This window comes from Modestobacter sp. DSM 44400, from assembly GCF_900107175.1.
In the GTDB taxonomy this organism is placed as follows: Bacteria; Actinomycetota; Actinomycetes; order Mycobacteriales; family Geodermatophilaceae; genus Modestobacter.
This window is the reverse complement of sequence record NZ_FNOZ01000052.1, coordinates 1-23,737: the sequence shown is the minus strand read 5'-3', so window position 1 is coordinate 23,737 and position 23,737 is coordinate 1. Positions and strand designations below refer to the sequence as shown.

At 71.9% G+C, this 23,737-nt stretch carries 21 protein-coding genes and 1 tRNA gene; 14 read left to right on the top strand and 8 right to left on the bottom strand.

Annotated elements, in window-relative coordinates:
• Nucleotides 1–386 precede the first annotated feature (386 nt).
• The 3 genes from BLW04_RS21285 to BLW04_RS21275 form a co-directional block, all read right to left on the bottom strand.
• Complete coding sequence (locus tag BLW04_RS21285; RefSeq protein ID WP_254781851.1) at nt 387–1,697, bottom strand: MFS transporter; 1,311 nt, start codon at nt 1,695–1,697, stop codon at nt 387–389.
• A complete protein-coding gene (locus BLW04_RS21280; RefSeq protein WP_254781852.1) occupies nt 1,694–2,005 on the bottom strand; it encodes a MarR family winged helix-turn-helix transcriptional regulator in 312 nt (103 codons plus the stop codon). The genes BLW04_RS21285 and BLW04_RS21280 overlap by 4 nt, the downstream gene beginning before the upstream one ends.
• A gap of 190 nt (nt 2,006–2,195) precedes the next feature.
• On the bottom strand, nt 2,196–3,716 hold the full coding sequence (locus BLW04_RS21275) for a dolichyl-phosphate-mannose--protein mannosyltransferase (protein ID WP_091547158.1): 1,521 nt from the start codon (nt 3,714–3,716) through the stop codon (nt 2,196–2,198).
• A 54-nt stretch (nt 3,717–3,770) separates the two neighbouring features.
• Between BLW04_RS21275 and rsmI the strand changes: the two genes are divergently transcribed.
• The gene (gene rsmI, locus BLW04_RS21270; RefSeq protein ID WP_091547156.1) at nt 3,771–4,649 is read left to right on the top strand and encodes a 16S rRNA (cytidine(1402)-2'-O)-methyltransferase; all 879 of its coding nucleotides are present in this window, start codon (nt 3,771–3,773) and stop codon (nt 4,647–4,649) included.
• A gap of 50 nt (nt 4,650–4,699) precedes the next feature.
• On the opposite strand, the gene BLW04_RS21265 is transcribed toward rsmI, so the two are convergent.
• From BLW04_RS21265 to BLW04_RS21255, 3 genes are all read right to left on the bottom strand, one after another.
• Nucleotides 4,700–5,590: a DUF559 domain-containing protein gene (locus BLW04_RS21265; protein WP_254781850.1), complete on the bottom strand. Its 891-nt coding sequence runs from the start codon at nt 5,588–5,590 to the stop codon at nt 4,700–4,702.
• Nucleotides 5,591–5,782: 192 nt separating this feature from the next.
• On the bottom strand, nt 5,783–6,883 hold the full coding sequence (corA, locus tag BLW04_RS21260; protein WP_091547152.1) for a magnesium/cobalt transporter CorA: 1,101 nt from the start codon (nt 6,881–6,883) through the stop codon (nt 5,783–5,785).
• A 189-nt stretch (nt 6,884–7,072) separates the two neighbouring features.
• The gene (locus BLW04_RS21255; protein WP_091547150.1) at nt 7,073–8,737 is read right to left on the bottom strand and encodes an APC family permease; all 1,665 of its coding nucleotides are present in this window, start codon (nt 8,735–8,737) and stop codon (nt 7,073–7,075) included.
• Nucleotides 8,738–8,996: 259 nt separating this feature from the next.
• Here BLW04_RS21255 and BLW04_RS21250 point away from each other — a divergent pair, with 259 nt between their 5' ends.
• The 7 genes from BLW04_RS21250 (at nt 8,997) to BLW04_RS21220 (ending at nt 16,931) form a co-directional block, all read left to right on the top strand.
• Nucleotides 8,997–9,662 carry a hypothetical protein gene (locus tag BLW04_RS21250; protein ID WP_091547149.1) on the top strand — a complete coding sequence of 222 codons (666 nt, stop codon included), beginning with the start codon at nt 8,997–8,999 and terminating at the stop codon, nt 9,660–9,662.
• A gap of 43 nt (nt 9,663–9,705) precedes the next feature.
• Nucleotides 9,706–11,526: a methionine--tRNA ligase gene (gene metG, locus BLW04_RS21245; RefSeq protein ID WP_091547147.1), complete on the top strand. Its 1,821-nt coding sequence runs from the start codon at nt 9,706–9,708 to the stop codon at nt 11,524–11,526.
• A gap of 181 nt (nt 11,527–11,707) precedes the next feature.
• On the top strand, nt 11,708–12,502 hold the full coding sequence (locus tag BLW04_RS21240) for a TatD family hydrolase (RefSeq protein ID WP_254781849.1): 795 nt from the start codon (nt 11,708–11,710) through the stop codon (nt 12,500–12,502).
• Nucleotides 12,503–12,666: 164 nt separating this feature from the next.
• On the top strand, nt 12,667–13,503 hold the full coding sequence (locus BLW04_RS21235; RefSeq protein ID WP_091547142.1) for a hypothetical protein: 837 nt from the start codon (nt 12,667–12,669) through the stop codon (nt 13,501–13,503).
• A 348-nt stretch (nt 13,504–13,851) separates the two neighbouring features.
• A complete protein-coding gene (locus BLW04_RS21230; protein WP_091547140.1) occupies nt 13,852–14,958 on the top strand; it encodes a resuscitation-promoting factor in 1,107 nt (368 codons plus the stop codon).
• A 148-nt stretch (nt 14,959–15,106) separates the two neighbouring features.
• Complete coding sequence (gene rsmA / locus BLW04_RS21225) at nt 15,107–15,844, top strand: 16S rRNA (adenine(1518)-N(6)/adenine(1519)-N(6))-dimethyltransferase RsmA (RefSeq protein WP_254781848.1); 738 nt, start codon at nt 15,107–15,109, stop codon at nt 15,842–15,844.
• A 109-nt stretch (nt 15,845–15,953) separates the two neighbouring features.
• Nucleotides 15,954–16,931: a 4-(cytidine 5'-diphospho)-2-C-methyl-D-erythritol kinase gene (locus BLW04_RS21220; RefSeq protein WP_091547135.1), complete on the top strand. Its 978-nt coding sequence runs from the start codon at nt 15,954–15,956 to the stop codon at nt 16,929–16,931.
• 137 nt (nt 16,932–17,068) lie between these two features.
• Here the strand turns inward: BLW04_RS21220 and BLW04_RS28780 are convergent, their stop codons facing one another.
• Complete coding sequence (locus tag BLW04_RS28780; RefSeq protein WP_254781847.1) at nt 17,069–17,221, bottom strand: hypothetical protein; 153 nt, start codon at nt 17,219–17,221, stop codon at nt 17,069–17,071.
• Nucleotides 17,209–17,742 carry a TetR/AcrR family transcriptional regulator gene (locus tag BLW04_RS21215; RefSeq protein WP_254781846.1) on the bottom strand — a complete coding sequence of 178 codons (534 nt, stop codon included), beginning with the start codon at nt 17,740–17,742 and terminating at the stop codon, nt 17,209–17,211. Before BLW04_RS21215 ends, BLW04_RS28780 begins: the two co-directional genes overlap by 13 nt.
• Before the next feature lie 166 nt (nt 17,743–17,908).
• On the opposite strand from BLW04_RS21215, the gene BLW04_RS21210 reads away from it, so the two are divergent.
• The 6 genes from BLW04_RS21210 to BLW04_RS21185 all read left to right on the top strand — a co-directional run.
• A tRNA-Gln gene (locus tag BLW04_RS21210) sits at nt 17,909–17,984 on the top strand.
• Nucleotides 17,985–18,068: 84 nt separating this feature from the next.
• Nucleotides 18,069–19,595, top strand: coding sequence for a bifunctional UDP-N-acetylglucosamine diphosphorylase/glucosamine-1-phosphate N-acetyltransferase GlmU (gene glmU / locus BLW04_RS21205; protein ID WP_091547133.1), 1,527 nt, complete (start codon nt 18,069–18,071; stop codon nt 19,593–19,595).
• Nucleotides 19,592–20,572 (top strand): ribose-phosphate diphosphokinase, encoded by a 981-nt coding sequence (locus BLW04_RS21200; protein WP_091547130.1) that lies wholly within the window; start codon nt 19,592–19,594, stop codon nt 20,570–20,572. The genes glmU and BLW04_RS21200 overlap by 4 nt, the downstream gene beginning before the upstream one ends.
• A gap of 348 nt (nt 20,573–20,920) precedes the next feature.
• On the top strand, nt 20,921–21,703 hold the full coding sequence (locus BLW04_RS21195) for a 3'(2'),5'-bisphosphate nucleotidase CysQ (RefSeq protein WP_254781845.1): 783 nt from the start codon (nt 20,921–20,923) through the stop codon (nt 21,701–21,703).
• Entirely contained in the window at nt 21,700–22,629 is a 930-nt protein-coding gene (gene cysD / locus BLW04_RS21190; RefSeq protein WP_091547125.1) for a sulfate adenylyltransferase subunit CysD, read from the top strand. The genes BLW04_RS21195 and cysD overlap by 4 nt, the downstream gene beginning before the upstream one ends.
• Nucleotides 22,629–23,737, top strand: a 1,109-nt coding sequence (locus BLW04_RS21185; RefSeq protein ID WP_091547123.1) for a sulfate adenylyltransferase subunit 1, incomplete at its 3' end; no start/stop codon positions are given. The genes cysD and BLW04_RS21185, both read left to right, overlap by 1 nt.

Sequence of the window (23,737 nt, the reverse complement as noted above, 5' to 3'; positions counted from 1 at the left end):
GCGCACCCGCCTGTTCACCACCCCGGCGACGCTGGCCCGCACCGGACGCCGACGGATCCTGCACCTGGCCGAACACCACCCCTGGGCCGCGCTGGTCCGCGACGGGCTTGCACGACTCCGCGACGCCACCGCGGTGCTCGCCGCCCCGGCAGCCGCCTCCGGCTGACCCCCGGCGACCTGACCCGACGACCCGAAGGACACCCACCGGCCTGTGGAACCGGCGCCCACCCGAGCGACATCGGCCGATCCGTCACACCCCAATGCCATCCTGACGCCCACACGGGACCAGAAGCCGATGATCATGCTCCGCATCAAGATCACGGAAGATCGAGGTTAGGGCCCGCGCGGCGCCGCTGCTCCCGGGGAGCGGCGCACGGCCCCCACGGTCAGGAGCGCGAGGGCTGCTTCCGGGCCGCCAGCTCCGGCTCGACCTCCTGGTCGATGGCACCAGGAGCGCCGCCGAACTCGTCGGCCACCTCGCCGCTGACGTCGTCGTCCGGCTGGCCGGACGCGGCCATGTCCGCGTCCGCCCGGGCGAGCATCCGGTGACCGGTGGACAGCACGCCGATGCCGATCAGGACCGCCACCGCACCCACCACGAAGGGCGCGTGCAGGTTGTAGTGCTCGGCCAGCTTGCCCGCGGCGAACGGCGCCAGCCCACCGCCGATGAACCGGACGAAGCCGTAGGCCGAGGAGGCGATCGGGCGCTCGACCGGGGCTACGAGCATGACCGCCTGGGTGGTCAGCGTGTTGTTGATGCCCACGACGATGCCCGAGGCCACCACGCAGGCGATCAGCGCCCAGCGGACGTCGGTGAACAGCCCGATGAGCAGCAGCAGGACGGCGAAGAAGCCGAGCGCGCCGTACAGGGAGGGCGCCGTCCCGAAGCGGGCCTGCAGCCGCGGGGCGCCGAAGATGGAGAAGAACGCCACCAGCAGGCCCCAGCCGAAGAAGACGAAGCCGAGCTGGATCGCATTGAGTTCCATCGGGTAGGGCGCGTAACCCAGCATGGTGAAGAAGCCCCAGTTGTAGAACAGGGCGGTCAGGCTCATCGTCAGCAGGCTGCGGTGCCGCAGCGCCTTGAGCGGGGCGGACAGCGGCGTCGGGTGGGCCGGTTTCGGGGTCGCGTCCAGCAGGACGACGGTGGCGATCAGCGCGATGGCCATCAGCACGGCGACGCCGAAGAACGGCCCGCGCCAGCTGATGTTGCCCAGCAACCCGCCGATCAGCGGACCGACCGCGATGCCCAGGCCGAGCGACGCCTCGTAGAGCACGATCGCCCCGGCGAACCCACCGGAGGCCGAGGCGACGATGACCGCCAGCGAGGTGGCGATGAACAGGGCGTTGCCCAGTCCCCAGCCGGCGCGGAAGCCGACGATGCCGTTGATTGAGCCCGACAGGCCGGCGAGGGCGGAGAAGGCCACGATGATGGCCAGGCCGGTGATCAGCGTCTTCTTCGCGCCGATCCGGCTGGGCACCCAGTTGGTGCCCAGCATGGCGACCGCGGTGACCACCAGGTAGCTGGTGAACAGCAGGCTCACCTGGCTGGGCGTGGCGTCCAGCTGGGTGGAGAGGGCCGGCAGGATCGGGTCGACCAGGCCGATGCCCATGAAGCTGACGACGCAGGCGAAGGCGACTGCGAAGACGGCCTTGGGCTGCTGGAACATGCTCGTGGTGCTGACGCCGTGCGCGCTCACGAAATGCCTCCGTGTCTGTTCTGGGAGTGGGTGAGGACGCCGGCCAGCCGGGCCAGCGCGGGCAGGGCGTTGGTGATCCGGCGGACGTCGTCGTCCGCGAGCCGGGAGAGCGGACCGCTGAGCCGTTCGGCGCGGGCGGCCCGCCGCTGATCCAGCAGGTCGGCGCCGGCCGGGGTCAGCGCGAGGAGTACGGCACGGCCGTCGGTCGGATCGCCCTGCCGCTCGACCAGGCCCTGCTCGGCCAGCCGGGCGACCAGGGTGGTCATCGACGGCTGGGTGACGCCCCCGCTCGTGGCCAGCTCGGTCAGCCGGACCGGCCCCTGCTGACGCAGCGTCGTCAGTGCCGCCGCGGCGGTGAGGCTGAGGCAATGGCGGCTGTCAGGCGGCGCAGGGCGATGACCACGTCGTCCAGGTGTGCGGCGAGCTCGCCGCGGTCGACGTCCACGTGTCAGTTGTACTGCCCAACTATGTAGACGACCAGTCGACGTGAGTCAGATCTCAGAACCAGGAGGGGAACCACATCCGCTGTACCCACTCGGAGTAGGACAGCGGCTGTCCGGTGAGCACCGGGTAGAAGAAGACGAACGTCATCGCCACCACCGCCAGGTACAGGCTGACGGCGCCCAGGCCGAACTGGCGGCGGAACGGGGTCGCGCCGGTCGGCCCGAGAACGTCCTGCAACGCCAGGGTCACCGCGAGCACGAAGAACGGCAGCGCGGGCGCCATGTAGAAGATGAACATGGTCCGGTCCAGGTTGACGAACCAGGTGAGCCAGCCGGCGCCGATGCCGAGCGCGACCACCGCGGCGGCGGAGTCGCGGCGGGCGGCGATCCGCCAGCCCAGCCAGAGCATCGCCGGGGCGAAGGCGAACCAGAGCGTCGGCGTCCCGACCATCAGGATGTAGCGGATCACCTGGTCGCCGGCGGAGTCGGTCAGGCCCTGCGGGTTCCACAGCAGGATCGGCCGGCCGTCGACCAGCCACGACCACGGCCCGGACTCCCACGGGTGCGGGGTGGACAGGCCGTTGTGGAAGGTCAGCCACTCGCCGTGCATGTGCCACAGGGAGCGCAGCGGCCCGGGCACGAACGGGAAGGCGGTGTCGGGGTGCTGGTCGGCCCAGTGCCGGCCCTGCGACGTCTCGCCGAGGAACCAGCCGGTGAACGAGGCCAGGTAGGTGAGCACGGGCACTGCGCCGAGCGCCCACATCGCGCCGGGCAGCCCGCGCCGCAGGGCCACGCCGCTCGGCCGGGCGATGCCGGCGTCCCGCCACGCCGTCCGGTCCCAGAAGAGCGAGGCCAGCGCGAAGAAGGCCAGGAAGTAGACCCCGCTCCACTTGACCGCGCACGCGCAGCCGAACAGCACGCCGGCGGCGATGCGCCAGCCGCGCGGGCCGAGCCGGAACCCGCGGGCGGGAACCCGGTCGGCGCCGTCGCGGACCCGCTGGCGCACCCGGTCCCGGTCGACCACCAGGCAGGCGACGGCGGAGACGACGAGCACCTGCAGGAAGACGTCGAGCAGGCCGATCCGGGACAGGGTGAAGGAGAAGCCGTCCAGGGCCAGCAGCAGCCCGGCGACCAGGCCGAGGAACGTCGAGCCGGTGAGCCGGCGGGCCAGCCGGACGAGGACGACGACCGCCACGGTGCCGGCCACCGCGGAGGGCAGTCGCCAGCCGAGGCTGTCGTAGCCGAACAGCTGCTCGCCGACCGCGATCAGCCACTTGCCCAGCGGCGGGTGGACGATGAACGTGTAGCCGCGGTTGTACTCGAAGCCCCAGCGCAGCAGCTCGTGCGCCTCGGGCGGGTAGTAGGCCTCGTCGAAGAGCAGGTCGCCGGGATAGGTGAGGTCCCAGATCCGGCTGACGAAGGTGGCCACCGCCAGCGCGACGGTGAGCACGGCGGCCAGCCGGCGGTCCTGCGGCAGGGGCGGGTGCCGGTCGCGGTGCGGCCGGGGCGGCCGGCGCGCGCGCCGGCCCGCGGGCCCGGGCGTCGTCTCCACCCGCTCGGGGGCCAGCACCGCCATGCCGGCCAGGGTAGGTGGCGAGACTGTCCGCCCCGTCGTGACAGGCTCGGGCCCGTGAACGGACGGCTTGTGCTGGGGGGAGCGCCGCTCGGGCAGCCCGGTGACGTCGGGCCCCGGCTGCGCGAGGTGCTGGCCACCGCCGACGTGCTCGCGGTCGAGGACACCCGCCGGCTGCACCGGCTGGCCGCCGACCTCGAGGTGACGTTCACCGGTCGGCTGGTCAGCTTCTACGAGTCGGTGGAGCAGGCCCGGCTGCCCGGGCTGGTCGCCGCGATGGCCGGCGGCGCCACGGTGCTGCTGCTCACCGACGCCGGCATGCCCTCGGTGTCCGACCCCGGCTACACGCTGGTGCGGGCGGCCATCGACGCCGGGATCCCGGTCACCTCGGTGCCCGGCCCGTCCGCCGTCGTCACCGCGCTGGCCGTCTCCGGGCTGCCGGTCGACCGGTTCTGCTTCGAGGGGTTCCTGCCGCGCAAGGGCGGGGAGCGCCGCGCCGCGCTGGCTGCGCTGGCCGCCGAGCCCCGCACGATGGTGTTCTACGAGTCGCCGCACCGGCTGGCCGACGCCCTGGCCGACGCCGCCGCGGCCTTCGGTGACGAGCGGCCGGCTGCCGTCTGCCGGGAACTCACCAAGACCCACGAGGAGGTCCGCCGCGGGCCGTTGTCGGTGCTGGCGGCGTGGGCCGCCGAGGGGGTGCGCGGTGAGATCACCCTCGTCGTCGGCGGGGCGGTGGCCGGTCCGATGTCGCTGTCCGCGGCGGAGCTGGCTGCCGAGGTCGCCGCCGAGGAGGCCGCCGGCGCCGACCGCAAGGAGGCGATCCGCACCGTTGTCGCCCGGACCGGCCTGTCTCGCCGGGTCGTCTACGACGCGGTCGTCGCGGCCAAGGGGGCCCTGAGCCCGCATCGCTCCAGGCATAGGAAGCTTTACCTGTAGGTAGAGTCGTCCCGTCTACAGGTAGAGCTTCCAATACCTGCCCGCCGGGGTCAGCCCGCGCTGAGTTGCTGGACGCGGGCCCGGTACACCGCGAGGACCTTGGCGCGAACACCATCGGGGTCCCGAAGGACATCGGCGTAGGTGAATCGGAGAACCACCCAGCCAAGTGCGGCCAGCGCCGCATCCTTGCTCAGGTCCCGGCGGCGGTCGTCGGGGTGTGTGTGGAACCGGGCGCCGTCCAGTTCGATCGCCAGCTTGGCTTCAGGAAAGGCCCGGTCCAGTAGGACCGTGCGGCCGTCGCCGAGCCGAACGCGGAACTGACCGACGCTGCGCGGCAGTGACGGATGCCTGAACACGGACAGCACACCCATCACCTCGAGCTCACTCTGGCAGCCGTCGGCTATCAGGTCGACCGTCTGCGCCAGGGCACAGTGCCCTCCGACATTGGGACGCTCGGCAAGGGCGTCCCGCAGGTGGCTCGCCGTCGTCTTGCCCTCGCGGACGACATCGATGGCCAACGGCCTGCGCTCACTGATGGGCAGCTGCGGCCAGGCGTCCACGATGGAGCGTGCCAGCGACGTGACCGGCAAGCCACGGACGCTCCGCTCGTCGACGGGGAATCGTTGACGTCGGTGCACCACCAGGCCTGGGGCGCCGGCCCGGCGACGGGCAGCTCCGATCGTGACATGCACCGGCCCGCTGTGCGTCCGCACGCCCCATACCTGCAATGCCGTCACGTGGCTCAGCACGGCTGTGCCGCCGACACAGATCAAGGCCGCGCGCAGCCGCAAGTCGCCCACGACCGGGGTGACGCGAGGCGCGTACACGTGCGGGTAGACGCGCTGGAGTCGCTCTCGCGAGACGTGGCTGTCCAGAATGGCGACCGGCAGGCGGGCCAGCAGCTGTTGCCGGGTGGCCAGTCCACCGTGCTCCCGCACCACATCATCGATGACATCTCGCCAGGGCACGGGCAGAGATTGGCGGAGTCCACGGTGGGCGGGGAGCGACGAGCGTCGGCTTGTGGATAACCGCCGAGCGTGACAGCGGACCAGGCGCAAGGGAATGGAAGCTTTACCGGTAGGCGCGGGCGCAGCGCCTACCGGTAAAGCTTCCAATACCCGTTGGAGACCGGGTCAGAGCCAGTCGCTGCGCTTGAACCCGCGGTACAGCAGCGTGCACGCCAGCAGCATCACCAGCAGGACGACCGGATAGCCCCAGGTCGTCTTCAGCTCGGGCATGTGCTCGAAGTTCATCCCGTAGATGCCGGCGATGGCGGTGGGGACGGCGATGATGCCGGCCCAGGCCGAGATCTTGCGCATGTCCTCGTTGTCGGCCAGCGAGGTGCGGGCCAGTGAGGACTGCAGGATCGACGTCAGCAGCTCGTCCAGGGAAGCGATCTGGTCGCGGACCCGCAGGCTGTGGTCCTGGACGTCCCGGAAGTAGGAACGCATCTCGTCCGGCACGATGTCCACCTGCCGCTCGGCCAGCGTGTTCAACGGGATGTCCAGCGGGCTCACCGCCCGGCGCAGCTGCATCAGTTCCCGCTTCAGCTGGTAGATCCGGCCGATGTCGTCGGTGCGCTCCGGGCTGAACACCGAGACCTCGAGCTCGTCGACGTCCTCCTCGACGGCGCTGGCAACCTCGACGAAGTGGTCGACCACGAGGTCGGCGACGGCGTAGAGGACGGCGGCGGGTCCCCGGCACAGCAGGTCGGGCTGGTTCTCCAGGCTGGCGCGCAGGTCCTTCAACCCGCCGTGCTCGCCGTGCCGCACCGTGATCACGTAGTGGGGGCCGAGGAAGACCATCACCTCGCCGGTGCTGACCACCTCGCTGGTGCTCGTCAGCTGGTCGTGCTCCACGTAGCGCGCGGTCTTCAGCACCATGAAGATGCTGTCGCCGTAGCTGTCCAGCTTGGGGCGCTGGTGGGCGTAGACGGCGTCTTCGACGGCGAGCGGGTGCAACCCGTAGCCGACCGCGATGGATTCGAACTCGGCCTCGGTCGGCTCGTGCAGGCCGAGCCAGACGAAGCCGTCCCGCTCGGTGGCCACCCGCAGGGCGTCCCCGCGGGGGACCTGCCCCTGGCGCCTGCCGTTCACGTACACCGCACAGTCGACGACGGGGTCACCACCGCCCGGCCGCTGGGGCGGCGCGGCCTTCGGCGCGCCGGCCGGGCGTGGCCGGCGCAGCTGGGGCAACCGGGCCCGGGCGCCGGGCGAGCTGTCAGTGCTGGTCACCGGATTCCCCTGCTCTCTCGTGCCTCACGCGCCCGTCCGGGTCGCGCAGCACCCGAGAGCGTAGGCAGGCCGGATGTACGGCGGCCGCCCGAGCGCGTCGGCGCGGTGCACGACATCAGCGGGTCGGGGCGCGCAACAGAGCGTCTGGAGAGCCGGACGGACGGGTCGGTATCACCCGCCGATCGGCGGTCAGCCGGCCGACGAGCCGAGTTGCGCCTCCTCGACCGCTGCCTCGGCCCGCGAGGCTTCGACGTCTTCCAGCACCTGCTCGGTGGACAGCCGCATCCGGACGGCGAACACGAAGATGATCAGGCTGAAGATGCCGACCACCGGAAAGGCGATGCCGAACGTGATGACGCCACGGCCGCCGCCGTAGGCGCCGAGATAGCTGATCACGGCAAGACCGACCAGCCACGGGATGATCCAGCTCGCACCGGCGCGCCATTCCATCCGCGAGGTCACCTTTCCGGTGGCCTGGAAGGCGCCGAGGATCACGAAACCGAGCAGGACGGCGACGAACAGCTTCCAGTCGGTGGTCCAGCCGGCCCAGTAGACGATGAGGTTGGAGCTGTAGAAGGCCAGGAAGGCGATGACGTCACCCGCCGGCAGCCGGAAGGGCCGCGGCTGGTCGGGCAGCTGGCGTCGCATCGCCGACAGCACGATCGGCCCGGTCCCGAACGACAGCACCGTCGCCGAGGTGATGAAGCCCACCAGCTGCTGCCAGCTGGGGAAGGGCAGGAAGATGATCAGGCCGACGACGAACGCCACGATCAGGCTGATCCAGGGCACCCCGTTGCGGTTGGTCCGCGCCAGGGACACCGGGGCGTTGCCGTTCTGCGCCGCTGCGTAGGAGATCCGGGCCGTGACCGTGGTGTAGATCAGGCCCGTGTCGGCGGGGGAGACGACCGCGTCGATGTAGAGCAGCGTGGCGAGCCAGGACAGCCCCAGGATCGTGGCCACCGCCGCCAGTGGGCCGAAGTCGTTGGTGAACGCGAGGTTGGCCCAACCGCCGGAGCTCAACAGGTCCGACGGCCGCACGGCGGCGATGAAGGCGACCTGCAGCAGCACGTAGATCACGGCGGTGATCAGCACCGAGCCGATCACCGCGATCGGCACATTGCGCTTGGGGTTGTTGGTCTCGCCCGCGAGTTCGATCCCCTGCCGGAAACCGAGATAGGAGAAGACGATCCCGGACGTCGCGATCGAGGTGAACACCCCGTGCCATCCGCTGGGCCGGAAGCCGTACGACGAGAAGTTGGCGCCGTGGAAGGTGGTCACCAGGAACGCGACGATCACCAGGATGATGATCGCAAGTTTCCACCACACAAGAACGTTGTTCACCTTGGCGAACCACCGAATGCCGATGTAGTTGATGACCACAAAGGCCGCCATCCCGAGCACCGCAAGGCCGTATCCGAGGGCGGTCAGCGTGTGCACTGTCTCGCCGTTGACCGTGTGCTCCGAGGTGAACGGCGCGTATTTCGTCGCGTACTGCAGCGCGCCCTCGACCTCGATCGGAGCGACGGTCGCCGCGGCGAGCCAGTTGATCCAGCCGGCGGAGTAGCTGGCGAACGACCCGAAGGACATCTGCGGGAAACGGACGACGCCGCCCGACAGCGGGAACATCGTGCCCAGCTCGGCGTAGGTGAGGGCGATCAGCAGGATCATTATGCCGCCGAGACCCCACGAGATGATGGCGGCCGGACCGGCCTCCCGCGAGGCGTTGAGGGCACCGAACAGCCACCCGGACCCGATGATCGAGCCCACACTCGCGAAGAGCAGTCCGATGACCCCGACATCGCGTCGCAGGGCCCGGTCGCCGGACCGTGCTGGCGTGTCCGTCGACGTGGCCATGGAAGCTCCCCTCGCGTGCCGTGACCGGCGCCAGACCATTGCCGGTGCCAGTGCGTGATCGTCTCGCCGGTGATCCCGTCCCGCAGGTGTCTACTCCTTCCACCGTGGGTGTGGCAGGTCGGAAGCGGTTCTCGCCGGTGACCGGTCGGCACTCGATGCGCCTCACCCCTCGGAGGGATCCTGACCGCTCCCCCCTGCGCCACCCCGCCCGCACGGTCGACCTGATCGGTGACACCCGTCCCCGGTCAGGGAGCCAGCTGTGCCGAGCACCGTCCTCGACGCCCCCCGCGTCGCCGTTCCGCGGCCCGTCCGCCCGGCCGCCCCCGCACGCCCCCGCACCACGCCGCTGCCGGTGGTCGCGCTCGCGGGAATCGCCGTCGTCGAGTCCCTCGGCCTGCTCGCACTGGGCCTGACCAGCCTGGACGGCGTCTTGGGGACGGTGGTGCGGCCCTCCGGGGGTCTCGTCGCGACCACCCTCGTGCTGCTGGCCGGCTGGGTCGTGCTGTGCGCCGGCGGCGGAGCCAGTCTGCTGGACGGTGCCGGGCGCACGCTGGTCGTCTCGGTCGCCTGCGGGGAGATCAGCCTGCTGGTGGTCCTGGGGCTGGCCGCCGCCCTCGGTGCGGACGGCATGTGGCTGGTCGCCGTCGGGCCGCTCGGCGCGCTGCCGGTGCCGGCCCTCGCTCTGCTCGCCCTCGCCGTCCCGTTCAGCAAGCTGCTCCTGTCCGGGACGCCCTCCGCGCTGGCCTGGGTCGCCGCCGGCCCGCGGCCGCGGACGCGCCGCCCGGCCGTCGCTCCGGGGCGCCCGGTGCTTCGCGGGGCGACCCTGGCGGTGATCGGCCTGGCGCTCACCTCGGTGACTCTGCTCGGATCCCCGGCGGACGCGGCGACGGTGCCGACGACCGCCGCGGTGGACAGCGCTCCCTGACGTCGCCGGGTACCGGGTGGACGCACCTCCGTACTCTCACCACGTGAGTGATCAGCACATCCTGACCGCCGTCGCCTGGCCCTACGCCAACGGCCCGCGGCACATCGGCCACGTCTCCGGCTTCGGCGTCCCTTCCGACGTGTTCAGCCGGTACCACCGGATGGCCGGTGACCAGGTGCTGATGGTCAGCGGCACCGACGAGCACGGGACGCCGATCACCGTCGCGGCCGACGCCGAGGGCGTTTCCCCGCGGGAGATCGCCGACCGCAACAACCGCATCATCGTGAACGACCTGGCCAGCCTGGGGATGAGCTACGACCTGTTCACCCGGACGACGACGGCCAACCACGCCGCGGTCAGCCAGGAGATCTTCCTGGGCCTGCTGAAGAACGGCTACGTCTTTCCGCAGACGACCCTCGGCGCGATCAGCCCGTCGACCGGCCGCACGCTGCCCGACCGCTACATCGAGGGCACCTGCCCGATCTGCGGCTACGACGGCGCCCGCGGCGACCAGTGCGACAACTGCGGCAACCAGCTCGACCCGATCGACCTGATCAACCCGGTGAGCCGGATCAACGGCGAGACGCCGAAGTTCGTCGAGGAGGAGCACTACTTCCTCGACCTGCCCGCATTCACCCGGGCGCTGGGCGACTGGCTGGGCACCCGGAAGAGCTGGCGCCCCAACGTCCTGAACTTCAGCGTCAACCTGCTGGAGGACCTCAAGCCGCGCAGCTACACCCGCGACATCGACTGGGGCGTGCGGGTGCCGCTGGAGGGCTGGCGGGACCGGCCGGACAAGCGGATCTACGTCTGGTTCGACGCCGTCGTCGGCTACCTGTCGGCCTCGATCGAGTGGGCCCGCCGGTCCGGGGACCCGGAGGCCTGGCGGCAGTGGTGGCAGTCCCCGGACGCCGGCGCCTACTACTTCATGGGTAAGGACAACATCGTCTTCCACTCCGAGATCTGGCCGGCGCAGCTGCTCGGCTACAACGGGGCGGGCGACAAGGGCGGGACGCCGGGCTCCTACGGCCGGCTCAACCTGCCGACCGAGGTGGTGTCGAGTGAGTTCCTGACCATGGAGGGGCGCAAGTTCTCCTCCTCCCGGCAGGTCGTCATCTACGTCCGGGACTTCCTGGCCCGCTACGACGCCGACGCGCTGCGCTACTTCATCGCGGTGGCCGGGCCGGAGAGCCAGGACACCGACTTCACCTGGGCGGAGTTCCGTCGCCGCAACAACGACGAGCTGGTCGCCGGCTGGGGCAACCTGGTCAACCGTTCGGTGTCGATGGCGGCCAAGAACGTCGGCGCCGTTCCCACGCCGGGCGAGCTGACCGACGCCGACCGGGCGCTGCTGGCCACCACGTCGGGGGCCTTCGGGCCGATCGGGGACCTGCTGGCCCGCAACCGGCAGAAGGCCGCCGCCAACGAGGCGATGCGGGTCGTCGGCGAGGCGAACAAGTACCTGTCGGATCAGGCGCCGTGGAAGCTCAAGGAGGACCCGGCCCGTCGGGACACCGTGCTACACACGGCGCTGCAGGCGATCAAGGACTGCAACGCGCTGCTCACCCCGTTCCTCCCGCACTCCGCCCAGCAGGTGCACGAGCTGCTCGGTGGCACCGGCGTGTGGTCGGTGCTGCCGCGCGTCGACGAGGTCACCGATCTCGACGACGGTTCGCCGTACCCGATCATCACCGGCGCCTACGGCGAGGGCCAGGCGGTCTGGGCGTCCACGCCGCTGGCCGCGCCGGGCACGCCGCTGGCCCCGCCGAAGCCGGTCTTCACCAAGCTCGACGAGTCGGTGGTCGCCGACGAGCTCCGCCGCCTCGAGGGCGGGGGCAGCAGCGGTACGGACGGCGGGGCATGAGCGCGTCGGGCTCCGCCAAAGTGGCCATCTCGGCCCGTTTCGTCGGACCCGACGGGCGTGCTCGCTGGGCCAAAATGGCCATTTTGGCCCAGCGGGGGCTCGAGTGAGCCGGTCGGCGTCCTCGCGCGCGAACCGGCGGGGTGAGCCGCCGCCCTCGCCGGAGCCGCTGCCGGGTCCGGCGGTGGACAGCCACACCCACTTCGACATCGCGGTGGGCGGCGAGGACCGCCAGCCCACTGACGCCGAGGTGGACGAGGCGATCGCCGCCGCGGTGACCGTCGGCGTCCCTCGGTTGGTCCAGGTCGGGGTGGACGTCGATTCGTCCCGCTGGTCGGCCGAGCTGGCCGCCCGCCGTCCCGAGGTGCTGGCTGCGGTGGCGCTGCATCCGAACGAGGCCGGCGTCGGAGCGGCGACCGGGCCGGCGCTGGCCGAGATCGACCGGCTCGCGGCGCTGCCGCGGGTGCGGGCGGTGGGGGAGACCGGTCTGGACCGTTACCGCACCGGAGAGGACGGGTGGGCGGTCCAGGAAGCCTCCTTCCGGGCGCACATCGACATTGCCAAGCGGCACGGCATCGCGCTGGTCATCCACGACCGGGACGCCCACGACGAGGTGCTGCGGGTGCTCGAGGCGGAAGGCGCGCCTGAGCACACCGTCCTGCACTGCTTCTCCGGCGACGCCGGCTTCGCCCGGCGCTGCATCGACCGGGGTTACGTGCTCTCCTTCGCCGGCACGTTGACCTTCGGCAACGCCGGTCACCTCCGCGAGGCAGCCGCGATGACCCCGCTGGACCAGCTGCTGGTCGAGACCGACGCGCCGTTCCTGACCCCGGCCCCGCTGCGCGGACGACCGAACTCCGCCCGGCTGGTCCCGCACACGGTGCGGGCGCTGTCCGACGTGACCGGGACGCCGCTGCACCAGCTGTGCGCCGCGCTGACCGCGAACGCGGAGCGGGTTTTCGGTAGCTGGGAGGAGTAGGGAGGCCCCGGCGGCGAAAGCGACCGAGGCCTGGCCGCCAGGCCGGTCCGTGGCCCTGTCACGGAGCCCGGAGGGCTCCTGGACGGGGACGCGGGCAACGGCCTCCACGGGACGGGGGGGACGGCCGTTGGCCGCGGTGTCGCCCGAAGGGTGACAATGCAGTAGTGGGCCGCCTGATCGCCGTCGTCCTCTTCATCGCCCTCATGGCGCCTGCCGCGCTGTTGTTCCGCGCCTGGGGGCTGGCTTCCGGCCGTCGTCAGGTGGCCAATGCCGGGGTCGAGTTCGCCACCCCCACCCCGGCTGGGTCGGCCTACCTGGCCCGGCAGGCCACACACGGCCGCCGGGTGCGTCGGCTCGGGCTGCTGCTGGGCGTCGTCGCCGTCGTCGTGAGCGTCGTCCTGTTCGCCGAGGCCTCGGTGTTCCTGTGGCTGCCGGCGCTGGCCACCGGCTTGTTGACGGGCGTGCTCCTGGCCGAGGCCAGCCGGCCGCGTCCGCGCTGGGCGCTCAGCTCGCCGCCGCGTCGCCCGCAGCAGGGCGACCAGATCTCGCCCTGGCTGCTGTGGACGATGCGAGCGGCCGTCGCCGGCGACGTGCTCGCCGCCGTCCTGCTGACCGACGAGCTGGACCGTCCCGTAACCGTGACCGCACTGGTCGTCCCGCTGGTGGCGTGGCTGCTGGCCGAGGGTGCCCTGCTCCGGGTGCTCGTGCGGCCGTTGGCCGCCGAGGGCGCCGACGTGCCGGTCGACGAGGCCCAGCGGACCTGGACCGCCCACCTGGCGGTGGCCGCCGCCAGCGTGCTGGCCCTGCTGCCACTGGGCAGCCTGCTGCTCGTGGCCGGCATCGGCCTGAGTGGCGAGGTGTCGGGAGAGGGCGCCGGACTGGTGCCGGTGGCCCTGGTGGCCGGGGGCTTCTCCGCGCTGGCCGCCGGGCTGGCGGTGGCCGGCTACCTGATCAGCTGGCTCCCGCCGGTCCGGCACACCAGTCCCGCGCTCGCCGGCTGACCGGTCGGGCGGCGATCCTCCGCCGTTCGGGACTTATTCGTGTGGCAATGAACACGGCCGATCGATGGCCGGACGGGACACCTCCTCGCGCGTATCTCACTGTCCGTGTCGGCGCGCCTGCGCGGCGACTTGTCGACTCGACGCTTTACTGCTGTCGCACGGTTGTCTTCCGTACCGCGTTCGTTATCGTGTCGTGACCGACCAGCCGGGGTGGGGAACGCCCAGGCGATCGGCCCGGGCAAACCCTGGGCCGGCACCGTCGGGCCGCGCGATGACAGCCGCCTCCGGGCGGGGCTGTGGACTGCTGCCCACGTCCCCCTGCCCGGACCTGTGACCTGTGGATGTGTTGTGCGCCGATCGCTGAAGCTCAGTCTGTTCGCCCTGGTCCTGGTGGGCCTGGTGGGCGGTTCCTTTGCCTACTTCCTCGCCCAGAAGACGGTGATGCTCACCGTCGACGGCCAGGCACGAGAGGTGAACACCTACGCCTCCACCGTCGGTGAGGTGCTGGCCGACGAGGGGCTGCGACCGGCCGCCCATGACGTCCTGCTGCCCGCGTCCGGTGCCACGGTCGGGGACGGCGACACCGTCGTCCTCAACCGGGGCCGCCCGCTCGCGCTGACCGTCGACGGCGTGCACAGCGACGTCTACACGACCGCCGTGTCGGTGGACGGAGCGCTGGACGAGCTCGGCTACCGCGCCGACGACCTGGTGCTGTCGGCCAGCCGCAGCGAGCGCCTGCCGCTGGACGGCATGGACCTCTCGGTGCAGACGCCCAAGGACGTCACCCTCGTGGCCGACGGTCAGCGCACCGTCGTGAGTACCACCGCAGCCACCGCCGGTGACCTCCTCTCCGAGCGGGGCATCGCACTCTCCCCGACCGACCGCACCAGCCTCTTCCCGACCCAGCCGCTGCTGGACGCCATGGTGCTGCAGGTGTTCCGCGTCCAGGTCAGCGAGATCACTGACGTGCAGGCCATCGACTACAAGACCGTGGAGACCGATGACCCCGCGACGGTTGAGGGCACCCGCACCGTGACCGAGAAGGGCGTCGAGGGCGAGCAGACGGTCACCTACCGGGTCACTGTCACCGACGGCGTGGAGACCGGCCGCGAGCAGATCGGCGTCGCCGTCAGCCGCGCGCCGGTCGACCAGCAGGTCGGCGTCGGCTCCCAGCCCAAGCCGGCCGCACCCGCCGGGGGCGCCTCCGTGGCCACCGCCGACGGGCTCAACTGGGCGGCGCTCGCCAGGTGCGAGTCCGGCGGCCGACCGAACGCGGTCAGCGCCAGTGGCAAGTACCGGGGCCTGTACGAGTTCTCCACCTCGACCTGGGCCTCGGTCGGCGGCAGCGGCGACCCGGCCGCAGCCTCGCCGGAGGAGCAGATGATGCGCGCGCAGGCGCTCTACGCCCGGTCCGGTGCCGGGCAGTGGGGCTGCGGCTCCCACCTGAACGACTGATCGGCACCCACTGAGCAGCATTCCGGAGCAGCCCGACGGACTGCTGGGACCGGCCGCGATCCGCGAGCTGGCCCAGCAGCTCGACCTGCGTCCGACGAAGGCGCTCGGGCAGAACTTCCTGCACGACGCCAACACGATCCGCAAGATCGTGCGGACCGCGGCCCTCCGGCCGGACGACGTCGTCTGTGAGGTCGGCCCGGGCCTCGGCTCGCTGACCTTGGGCCTGTTGCCGGCCTGCGCGCACGTCACCGCGGTCGAGATCGACCCGCGGCTGGCCGACCAGCTGCCGCGCACCGTGGCCGACCGGGTGCCCACGCTGACCGACCGGCTGACCGTGGTCACGGCCGACGCGCTGCGGGTTCCCGAGCTGCCCGGCCCCCCGCCGACCGCGCTGGTGGCCAACCTCCCGTACAACATCGCCGTCCCGGTGCTGTTGCACCTGCTGGAGCTGCTGCCCTCGATCCGGACGGCGCTGGTGCTGGTGCAGCTCGAGGTGGCCGACCGGCTGGCCGCGACCCCCGGCTCGGCGGCCTACGGGGTGCCCAGCGTCAAGGCAGCCTGGTACGCCGACGTCCGCCGGGCCGGCGCCGTGGCCCGGCCGGTGTTCTGGCCGGTGCCCAACGTCGACTCCGGGCTGGTCGCGCTCAGCCGCCGGCCCGCGCCCGAGGGCGACCGGGCGGCCACCTTCGCAGTGATCGACGCGGCGTTCGCCACGCGCCGCAAGGGGCTGCGCGCGGCACTGGCCCGCTGGGCCGGCAGCCCCGCCGCGGCCGAGGCCCGCCTGCGTGCGGCGGGCATCGACCCCACCACCCGTGGTGAGCAGCTCTCGGTCACCGACTTCGCACGCCTGGCGGCGACCGCTCCCGTGCCGGGCGAGGAGCGGTAGCGCGTGTCGCCTCGTCCGGGCAGGGTGATCAAGTGAGCGAGCTGGCGAGCTCGACGATGAGCACAGCAACAACGTGAACGCGGCCGACGAGCGCCAGCGAGGAGGACTCGTGAACAACGCGACCTCCGGCGGCCCCGGACGGATCGCCGGCAACGGGGCCGTGGTGGCCCGGGCGCCGGCAAAGGTGAACGTCCACCTGCAGGCCGGCCCGCTCCGCCCGGACGGCTTCCACGAGCTGCGCACGGTCTACCTCGCCGTCTCGCTGTTCGACACGGTCACCGCCCGCCCCGGCGACGGGCTCTCGCTGGGGCTGCGTGGCGAGGGCAGCGCATCCGGCCGCGGCCCGGCGAGCGTGCCCAGCGACCGGCGGAACATCGTCTGGCAGGCCGCCGAGCTGCTCGCCCGGCACGCCGGCATCACCGCCGACGCCCACCTGGAGATCGACAAGTCGATCCCGGCCGCCGCGGGGCTCGCCGGTGGCAGCGCGGACGCCGCCGCCACGTTGGTCGCGCTGGACGCGCTCTGGGGCACCCGGGCCACCCGGGGCGACCTGGCCGGCCTGGCCGCCCAGCTGGGCAGCGACGTCCCGTTCAGCCTGCTGGGCGGGGTGGCGCTCGGCACCGGGCGGGGTGAGCAGCTGTTCCCGGTGCTGGCCCGGCGGCGCTGGGACTGGGTGCTGGGCATCGCCGGGGAGGGGCTGTCCACCCCGACGGTCTACGCCGAGCTGGACACCCTGCGGGCCGAGGGCCGGGTAGGCCCCGTCGCCGCCGGGCACGCCGGGGACGCCGCCGAGCCGGTGATCGCCGCGCTGCGCAGCGGCCCGGCGTCCGCCCTGGCCGCCACCCTGGACAACGACCTGCAGGCAGCGGCGCTCCGGCTGCGGCCCGAGCTCCGGCGGGCGCTGGCGGCGGCCGGGGAGGCCGGTGCGCGGGCGGCGCTGCTCAGCGGATCGGGTCCGACGGTCGCCGCGCTCGCCGAGGACGAGGACGCCGCGGTGAAGCTGGCGGCGACACTGGCCGGGGCCGGGGTGTTCCGCACCGTGCGGGCCGTGCACGGCCCGGTGCCCGGCGCCCGGCTGGTGGGCTGAGCAACACCTGCCGGCGGGGTGCCGGAGCGGCTGACGCCGCGCTGTCGAGCACATTCGAGGAGCCTTCGGCCCCACCGACGAATGGCTTCGCGATTCGTCGGAGGGCACCTTCGGTGGGGAGTGGCTTCGGTCGCGGGTCAGTCCCCGGTCTTCGGGAACGGGCGCACCGGCCCGACCAGCTGCGGCTGGGTCTCCAGGTGCGACAGGCCGTTGTAGGCCAGGTTCACGGCGACCTCCCGCCTGCCCGGCGACCGGGTGTCCAGCCACCACTGGCCGGTCAACGCGACCATCCCGACGAGGGCTGGCTGTAGAGCTCGGCCAGCCGGGGGTCGTAGCCGTTGGTGCTGAACTGGGCGGCCAGGATGTGCTCGACCTTGCGGACGACCTCCCCGATCAGCGAGGAGAAGGTGCCCGACGTCCCGACGACGGGGAAGTCGCGGCCGAGCACCCGGAAGCCGTCGGTCTCGTCCTCGATGTGGTCCAGCAGCACCAGGGCGGCTCGCTCCAGCAGCTCCCGCGGGTGCCCGACGGAGCGCAGCGCAGAGGTGAACCGGTCCAGCAGCCGCTGCATCTCCCGGCCGACGACGACCGCGTTGAGACCTTCCTCACCGCCGAAGTGCTCGTAGACCACCGGCTTGGACACGTCGGCGCGGGAAGCGATCTCCCCGATGGAGGTCGCCTCGTAGCCGCGCTGGGCGAACAGCTCGCGGCCGACGTCCAGCAGTTGCTGGCGGCGCTGTGCTCCGGTAATCCGCACCCAGGTCCGGCCGGGACGGGGCGGCGTGCCGTCGGCCGGACCGGAGGTCTCCACCCCGCATCGTCCCCGCCCACCGCTCCCACCGCTCCCGCCGGTGCAGCAGGTGCGGACGGCGACTGGGGGATCGGCAGGGCCGGAGGAGCAGCCGCGTGCGGTGGACTCGCGCCCGCGGCCCTAGGCTCACGGTGGTCCGTCGGATCCCACTCGGCGGAACCGGTGATGGGGGATGGGGTAATCGGCAGCCCGCCGGCCTTTGGAGCCGTGCAGTCTCGGTTCGAGTCCGAGTCCCCCAGCCAGTCCCGCGCTGCGGCCGGCTGTCCGAAGCTCGCCGGAGCCGGGCAGCCGCGCTCCGCACCGCACGTCGTTCTGCGAGGAGCCACATGAGCCAGCTCGAGCCGTCGGTGCCCACACCCGCCGGGACGTCGAGAGTCGGGGCCGTCGTCGTCCTGGCCGCCGGTCAGGGCACCCGGATGCGGTCGCGCACCCCGAAGGTGCTGCACGAACTCGGTGGCCGCTCGATGCTCGGCCACGTGCTGGCCGCGGCCGCGCCGCTGGGCGCGGAGCGGACCGTGGTCGTGGTCGGCTCCGGCCGGGACGCGGTGCTCGCGCACCTTGCGGCGATCGCCCCCGACGCGGTGCCGGTGGTGCAGGAGGACCAGCGGGGCACCGGGCACGCCACGGCCCTGGCGCTGGCCGCCGTACCCGACGTGTCCGGTCCGGTGCTCGTCGTCAACGGCGATGCGCTGCTGCTCCGTGCCGCAACCGTCGAGGAGCTGGTCACCGCGCACCGGGCCTCGGGTGACGTGCTCACCGTCCTGACCGCCGAGGTGCCGGACCCGACCGGGCTCGGCCGGATCGTCCGGGACGCCGCCGGCGCGGTGCGGGCCATCGTCGAGGAGCGGGACGCCGACGAGGCGCAGCGGGCGATCGCCGAGGTCAACGCCGGGGTCTACCTCGGGGATGCCTCGGCGGTCCGCGCGGCCCTCGCCGGGGTCGGCTCGGCCAACCAGCAGGGCGAGCAGTACCTCACCGACGTCCTCGGGCTGCTCGTCGCCGACGGCGCCCCGGTGGGCGGGCACCGGGCGACCGACCCTGAGGACACCCTGGGCTGCAACGACCAGCGGGAGCTGGCCGCGCGGCGCCGCACGCTGAACGACCGGGTGCTCGATGACCTGATGCGGGCCGGCGTCGTGGTCATCGACCCGCTCACCACCTGGGTCGACGTCACTGCCGAGGTCGCCGCGGAGGCGGTGCTGCAGCCGGGCACCCAGCTGCGCGGCGCCACCACCGTGGCTGCCGGCGCGGTCGTCGGCCCGGACACCACGCTGGTCGACACCGAGGTCGGCGAGGGCGCGTCGGTGGTGCGCGCGCACTGCCAGCTGGCGGTCGTCGGGCCCGAGGTGTCGGTCGGGCCGTTCGCCTACCTGCGACCGGGCACCCGGCTGGCCCGCGGCGCCAAGGTCGGCACCTTCGTGGAGACGAAGAACGCCACGGTGGGGGCGGGCTCCAAGGTGCCGCACCTGAGCTACGTCGGGGACGCCACCATCGGCGAGGGGACCAACATCGGAGCCGCCTCGGTGTTCGTCAACTACGACGGGGTGGCCAAGCACCACACCACGATCGGCAACCACGCCCGCACCGGCGCGGACAACATGTTCGTGGCGCCGGTGAGCGTCGGGGACGGCGCCTACACCGCCGCCGGCTCGGTCATCACCGACGACGTCCCGCCCGGGGCGATGGCCGTCGCCCGGGGACGTCAGCACACTGTGGAAGGCTGGGTCGCGAAACGACGTCCGGGGACGCCCGCTGCGGCGGCTGCGGAAGCAGCTGAGGCCCGGGCGGGAGAGCGCGCCGAGGACCAGCTTCCGGACCCCACGCCGGGCACGAGCAGTGAGGGCACGCGATGAGCATCATCCGGCAGACCACGAACAAGAGCCTGATGCTCTTCTCCGGCCGGGCCTACCCCGAGCTGGCCGCGGAGATCGGCGGGTACCTCGGGGTGAGCCCCACCCCGACCGCGGCCTACGAGTTCGCCAACGGTGAGCTCTTCGTGCGGTTCGAGGAGTCGGTGCGTGGCAGCGACGCCTTCGTGGTGCAGAGCCACACCGCGCCGATCAACACCTGGCTCATGGAGCAGCTGATCATGGTCGACGCGCTCAAGCGCGCGTCGGCCAAGCGGATCACCGTGGTCGCGCCGTTCTTCCCCTACGCCCGCCAGGACAAGAAGCACCGCGGCCGGGAGCCCATCTCCGCCCGGCTCGTCGCCGACATGTTCAAGACCGCCGGCGCCGACCGGCTGATGTCGGTGGACCTGCACACCGCGCAGATCCAGGGCTTCTTCGACGGGCCCGTCGACCACCTCTTCGCCATCGACCTGCTGGTCGGCGAGATCTGCCGCAAGTGGGGCGACCGCGACCTGACCGTCGTCTCGCCGGACTCCGGCCGGGTACGGGTGGCCGAGCGCTGGACCGACAAGCTCGGTGGGACGCCGCTGGCCTTCATCCACAAGACCCGCGACATGACCCGGCCCAACCAGGTGGTCGCCAACCGGGTCGTCGGTGAGGTCGAGGGCCGGGTCTGCATCCTGGTCGACGACATGATCGACACCGGCGGCACGATCGTCGCCGCCGCCGAGACGCTCTTCGCCTCCGGCGCCGCGGAGGTCATCGTGGCCGCCACGCACGGCGTGCTGTCCGGCCCCGCCGTCGACCGGCTGAAGAACAGTCGGATCAGCGAGGTGATCGTCACCAACACGCTCCCGCTGCAGCCGGCCCAGCAGTTCGACAAGCTGACCGTGCTGTCGATCGCCCCGCTGCTCGCCCGGGCGATCAAGGAGGTCTTCGAGGACGGCTCGGTGACGAGCCTGTTCGACGGCGCGAGCTGACGGACCGCGGGAACATCGGGGGAGCTCGGAGGCGACACGGCCAAGCAGCGTCAGCTTGGAGTCCGCGGCGATCCACGAGACGGCCCAGCGCGTGGGACCGGCTGCCGAAAGCGGGCCAGGAGTCCCCGTCGAGGCTTCCGGCATGGTCACGCCCCGTCGCCCACTGCGATGAGGGTGGACTCCACGACCCGCAGTACCTCGGTTGCGATGGGCGCTGGTGCCGGCCTGGCTATGGGGGCCCGCCTCGTCGAGCGACGCCCGCGCATAGCTCGATGGAATGAGTGGACGGTGACTCTCCGTCGTTCTGCCGCCAGGATGGGACCACACCACTCGGACGGAAGACACATCTTGACTGCCTCTGATCATGACCTTGCCGGCTCGCTGGCCACTGCCGCCGGTGAGTTGCTGCTGGACGTGCGGGCCGGGGACTTCGCTGACGTGGCCGCTCGGAGGGCGGCCGGGGACGCCGGGTCGCACCGTTTCCTGGTGGACCGGCTGGCCGTCCTCTGCGCCGGTGACGCTGTGTTGTCCGAGGAGGGTGCCGATGATCGGGTGCGACTGGGTGCTGATCGGGTGTGGATCGTGGACCCGCTGGACGGGACCCGGGAGTTCTCCGAGCGGGAGCGCGTCGACTGGGCGGTGCATGTGGCGCTGTGGGAGCGGGGTGAGCTGGTCGCCGGTGCGGTGGCGTTGCCGGCGGAGGCGAGGACTTTCGGCACTGCGGCGCCGCTGGAGGTCCTGGCTCGTCCGGATGGCCCGTTGCGGCTGGCGGTGAGCCGCAGCCGCCCGCCGGCGTTGGTCACTGTGCTGGCCGAGCAGTTGGGTGCCGAGCTGGTGGCGATGGGCTCGGCGGGGGTGAAGGCGATGGCCGTGGTCCGCGGGCAGGTCGACGCCTATGTGCACGGTGGCGGCCAGTACGAGTGGGACTCCGCTGCCCCGGTCGCCGTTGCCCGCGCCGCGGGCCTGCACACCAGCCGGCTCGATGGTTCGCCGCTGGTCTACAACCAGCCCGACCCGTGGCTGCCCGACCTGCTGATCTGCCGGTCGGAGCTGGCCGGGCAGCTGTTGAAGGCGCTGGCAGCGCTGCCGGCCGACCTGACTGTCCCCCGATCCCGCGGAGGAGCCGCATGACCAGCCTGCGTTACGACACGCCCTACTACGAGCTGAGTCACCTCGACGCGCTCGAAGCCGAGGCGGTGCACATCTTCCGGGAGGTCGCCGCCGAGTTCGAGCGTCCGGTGCTGCTGTTCTCCGGCGGCAAGGACTCGATCGTGATGCTGCATCTGGCGCAGAAGGCGTTCTGGCCGGCCCGCATCCCGTTCCCGGTGATGCATGTGGACACCGGGCACAACTTCCCCGAGGTTCTCGGGTACCGGGACCGGCGGGTCGCTGAGACCGGGGTCCAGCTGATCGTGGCCTCGGTGCAGGAGGCGATCGACAACGGCCGGGTGACCGAGCAGACCGGGCCGCGGGCCAGCCGCAACCCGTTGCAGACCGTCGCCCTGCTCGACGGCATCGAGAAGCACCAGTTCGACGCCGCTTTCGGTGGCGCGCGCCGCGACGAGGAGAAGGCCCGGGCCAAGGAGCGCGTCTACTCCTTCCGCGACGAGTTCGGCCAGTGGGATCCCAAGAACCAGCGTCCGGAGCTCTGGTCGCTCTACAACGGCCGGCACCACCGCGGTGAGCACATCCGGGTCTTTCCGATCTCCAACTGGACCGAGCTGGACATCTGGCAGTACATCGGCCGGGAGGGGATCGGCCTGCCGTCGATCTACTTCTCCCACCGCCGGGAGGTGTTCCTCCGGGACGGGATGCTGCTGTGGCCCAACGAGCACCTGCGGCCGATGGAGGGTGAGGAGACGTTCGAGGAGACGGTGCGCTACCGCACCGTCGGTGACGTCACCTGCACCGGCGCGGTGGAGTCCACGGCGAGCACCGTCGAGGCGATCGTCGAGGAGGTGGCCGGCACGCACGTCACCGAGCGGGGTGCGACCCGCGCCGATGACCGGGCCACCGAGGCGGCCATGGAAGACCGCAAGCGTGAGGGGTACTTCTGATGGAGATGCTGCGGGTCGCCACCGCCGGATCGGTGGACGACGGCAAGTCGACGCTCATCGGCCGGTTGCTGTACGACACCAAGTCGATCTTCACCGACCAGCTGGAGGCCGTCGAACGCACCAGCGCCGCACGCGGTGATGAGTACACCAACCTGGCGCTGCTCACCGACGGTCTGCGGGCCGAGCGGGAACAGGGCATCACCATCGACGTCGCCTACCGCTACTTCGCGACGCCGAAGCGGAAGTTCATCATCGCCGACACCCCGGGGCACATCCAGTACACCCGGAACATGGTCACCGGCGCCTCGACGGCCAACGCCGCGCTGATCCTCATCGACGCCCGCAAGGGCATCCTGGAGCAGAGCCGGCGGCACGCGTTCCTGGCCTCCCTGCTGCGCGTTCCGCACCTGGTGCTGTGCGTGAACAAGATGGACCTCGTCGACTACGACCAGGGTGTCTTCGACGCGATCGCCGAGGAGTTCCGGCATTTCGCCGCCAAGCTGGAGATCGGGGACCTCACGGTCATCCCGGTGTCCGCGCTGGCCGGGGACAACGTGGTGACCCGCTCGGTGAACATGCCGTGGTATGAGGGGACCTCGCTGCTGCACCACCTGGAGGAGCTGCACATCGCCTCCGACCGGAACCTGATCGACGCCCGGTTCCCGGTGCAGTACGTCGTCCGCCCGTTCTCCGGCTCGCATCTGGACTACCGGGGCTATGCCGGCCAGGTGGCCGGCGGGGTCTTCAAGCCCGGGGACGACGTGGTGGTGCTGCCCTCGGGGTTGCCGTCGAAGATCGCCGCCATCGAGACCATGGACGGACCGGTCGAGGAGGCGTTCGCGCCGATGTCGGTCACCATCCGGCTCACCGACGAGATCGACATCTCCCGCGGCGACATGATCTGCCGGCCGAACAACCAGCCGGGCGTCTCCCAGGACGTCGACGCCATGGTCTGCTGGATGGGCGACGAGCCGATGCGCCCGGGCGGCAGGTACGCCATCAAGCACACCACCCGGGCCGCGCGGACCATGGTGAAGGGCCTGCGCTACCGACTCGACGTGAACTCCCTGCACCGCGACGAGCAGGCCGCCACCCTGGGCCTCAACGA

Bases quoted from the DNA above. Each gene is read 5' to 3' on its own strand.
- cysD (WP_091547125.1), top strand. From the start codon at position 21,700: ATGACCAGCCTGCGTTACGACACGCCCTACTACGAGCTGAGTCACCTC.
- BLW04_RS21275 (WP_091547158.1), bottom strand. From the start codon at position 3,716: ATGGCGGTGCTGGCCCCCGAGCGGGTGGAGACGACGCCCGGGCCCGCG.
- BLW04_RS28780 (WP_254781847.1), bottom strand. From the start codon at position 17,221: ATGGTCGCGTTGACCGGCCAGTGGTGGCTGGACACCCGGTCGCCGGGC.
- BLW04_RS21200 (WP_091547130.1), top strand. From the start codon at position 19,592: ATGAGCATCATCCGGCAGACCACGAACAAGAGCCTGATGCTCTTCTCC.
- glmU (WP_091547133.1), top strand. From the start codon at position 18,069: ATGAGCCAGCTCGAGCCGTCGGTGCCCACACCCGCCGGGACGTCGAGA.
- BLW04_RS21255 (WP_091547150.1), bottom strand. From the start codon at position 8,737: ATGGCCACGTCGACGGACACGCCAGCACGGTCCGGCGACCGGGCCCTG.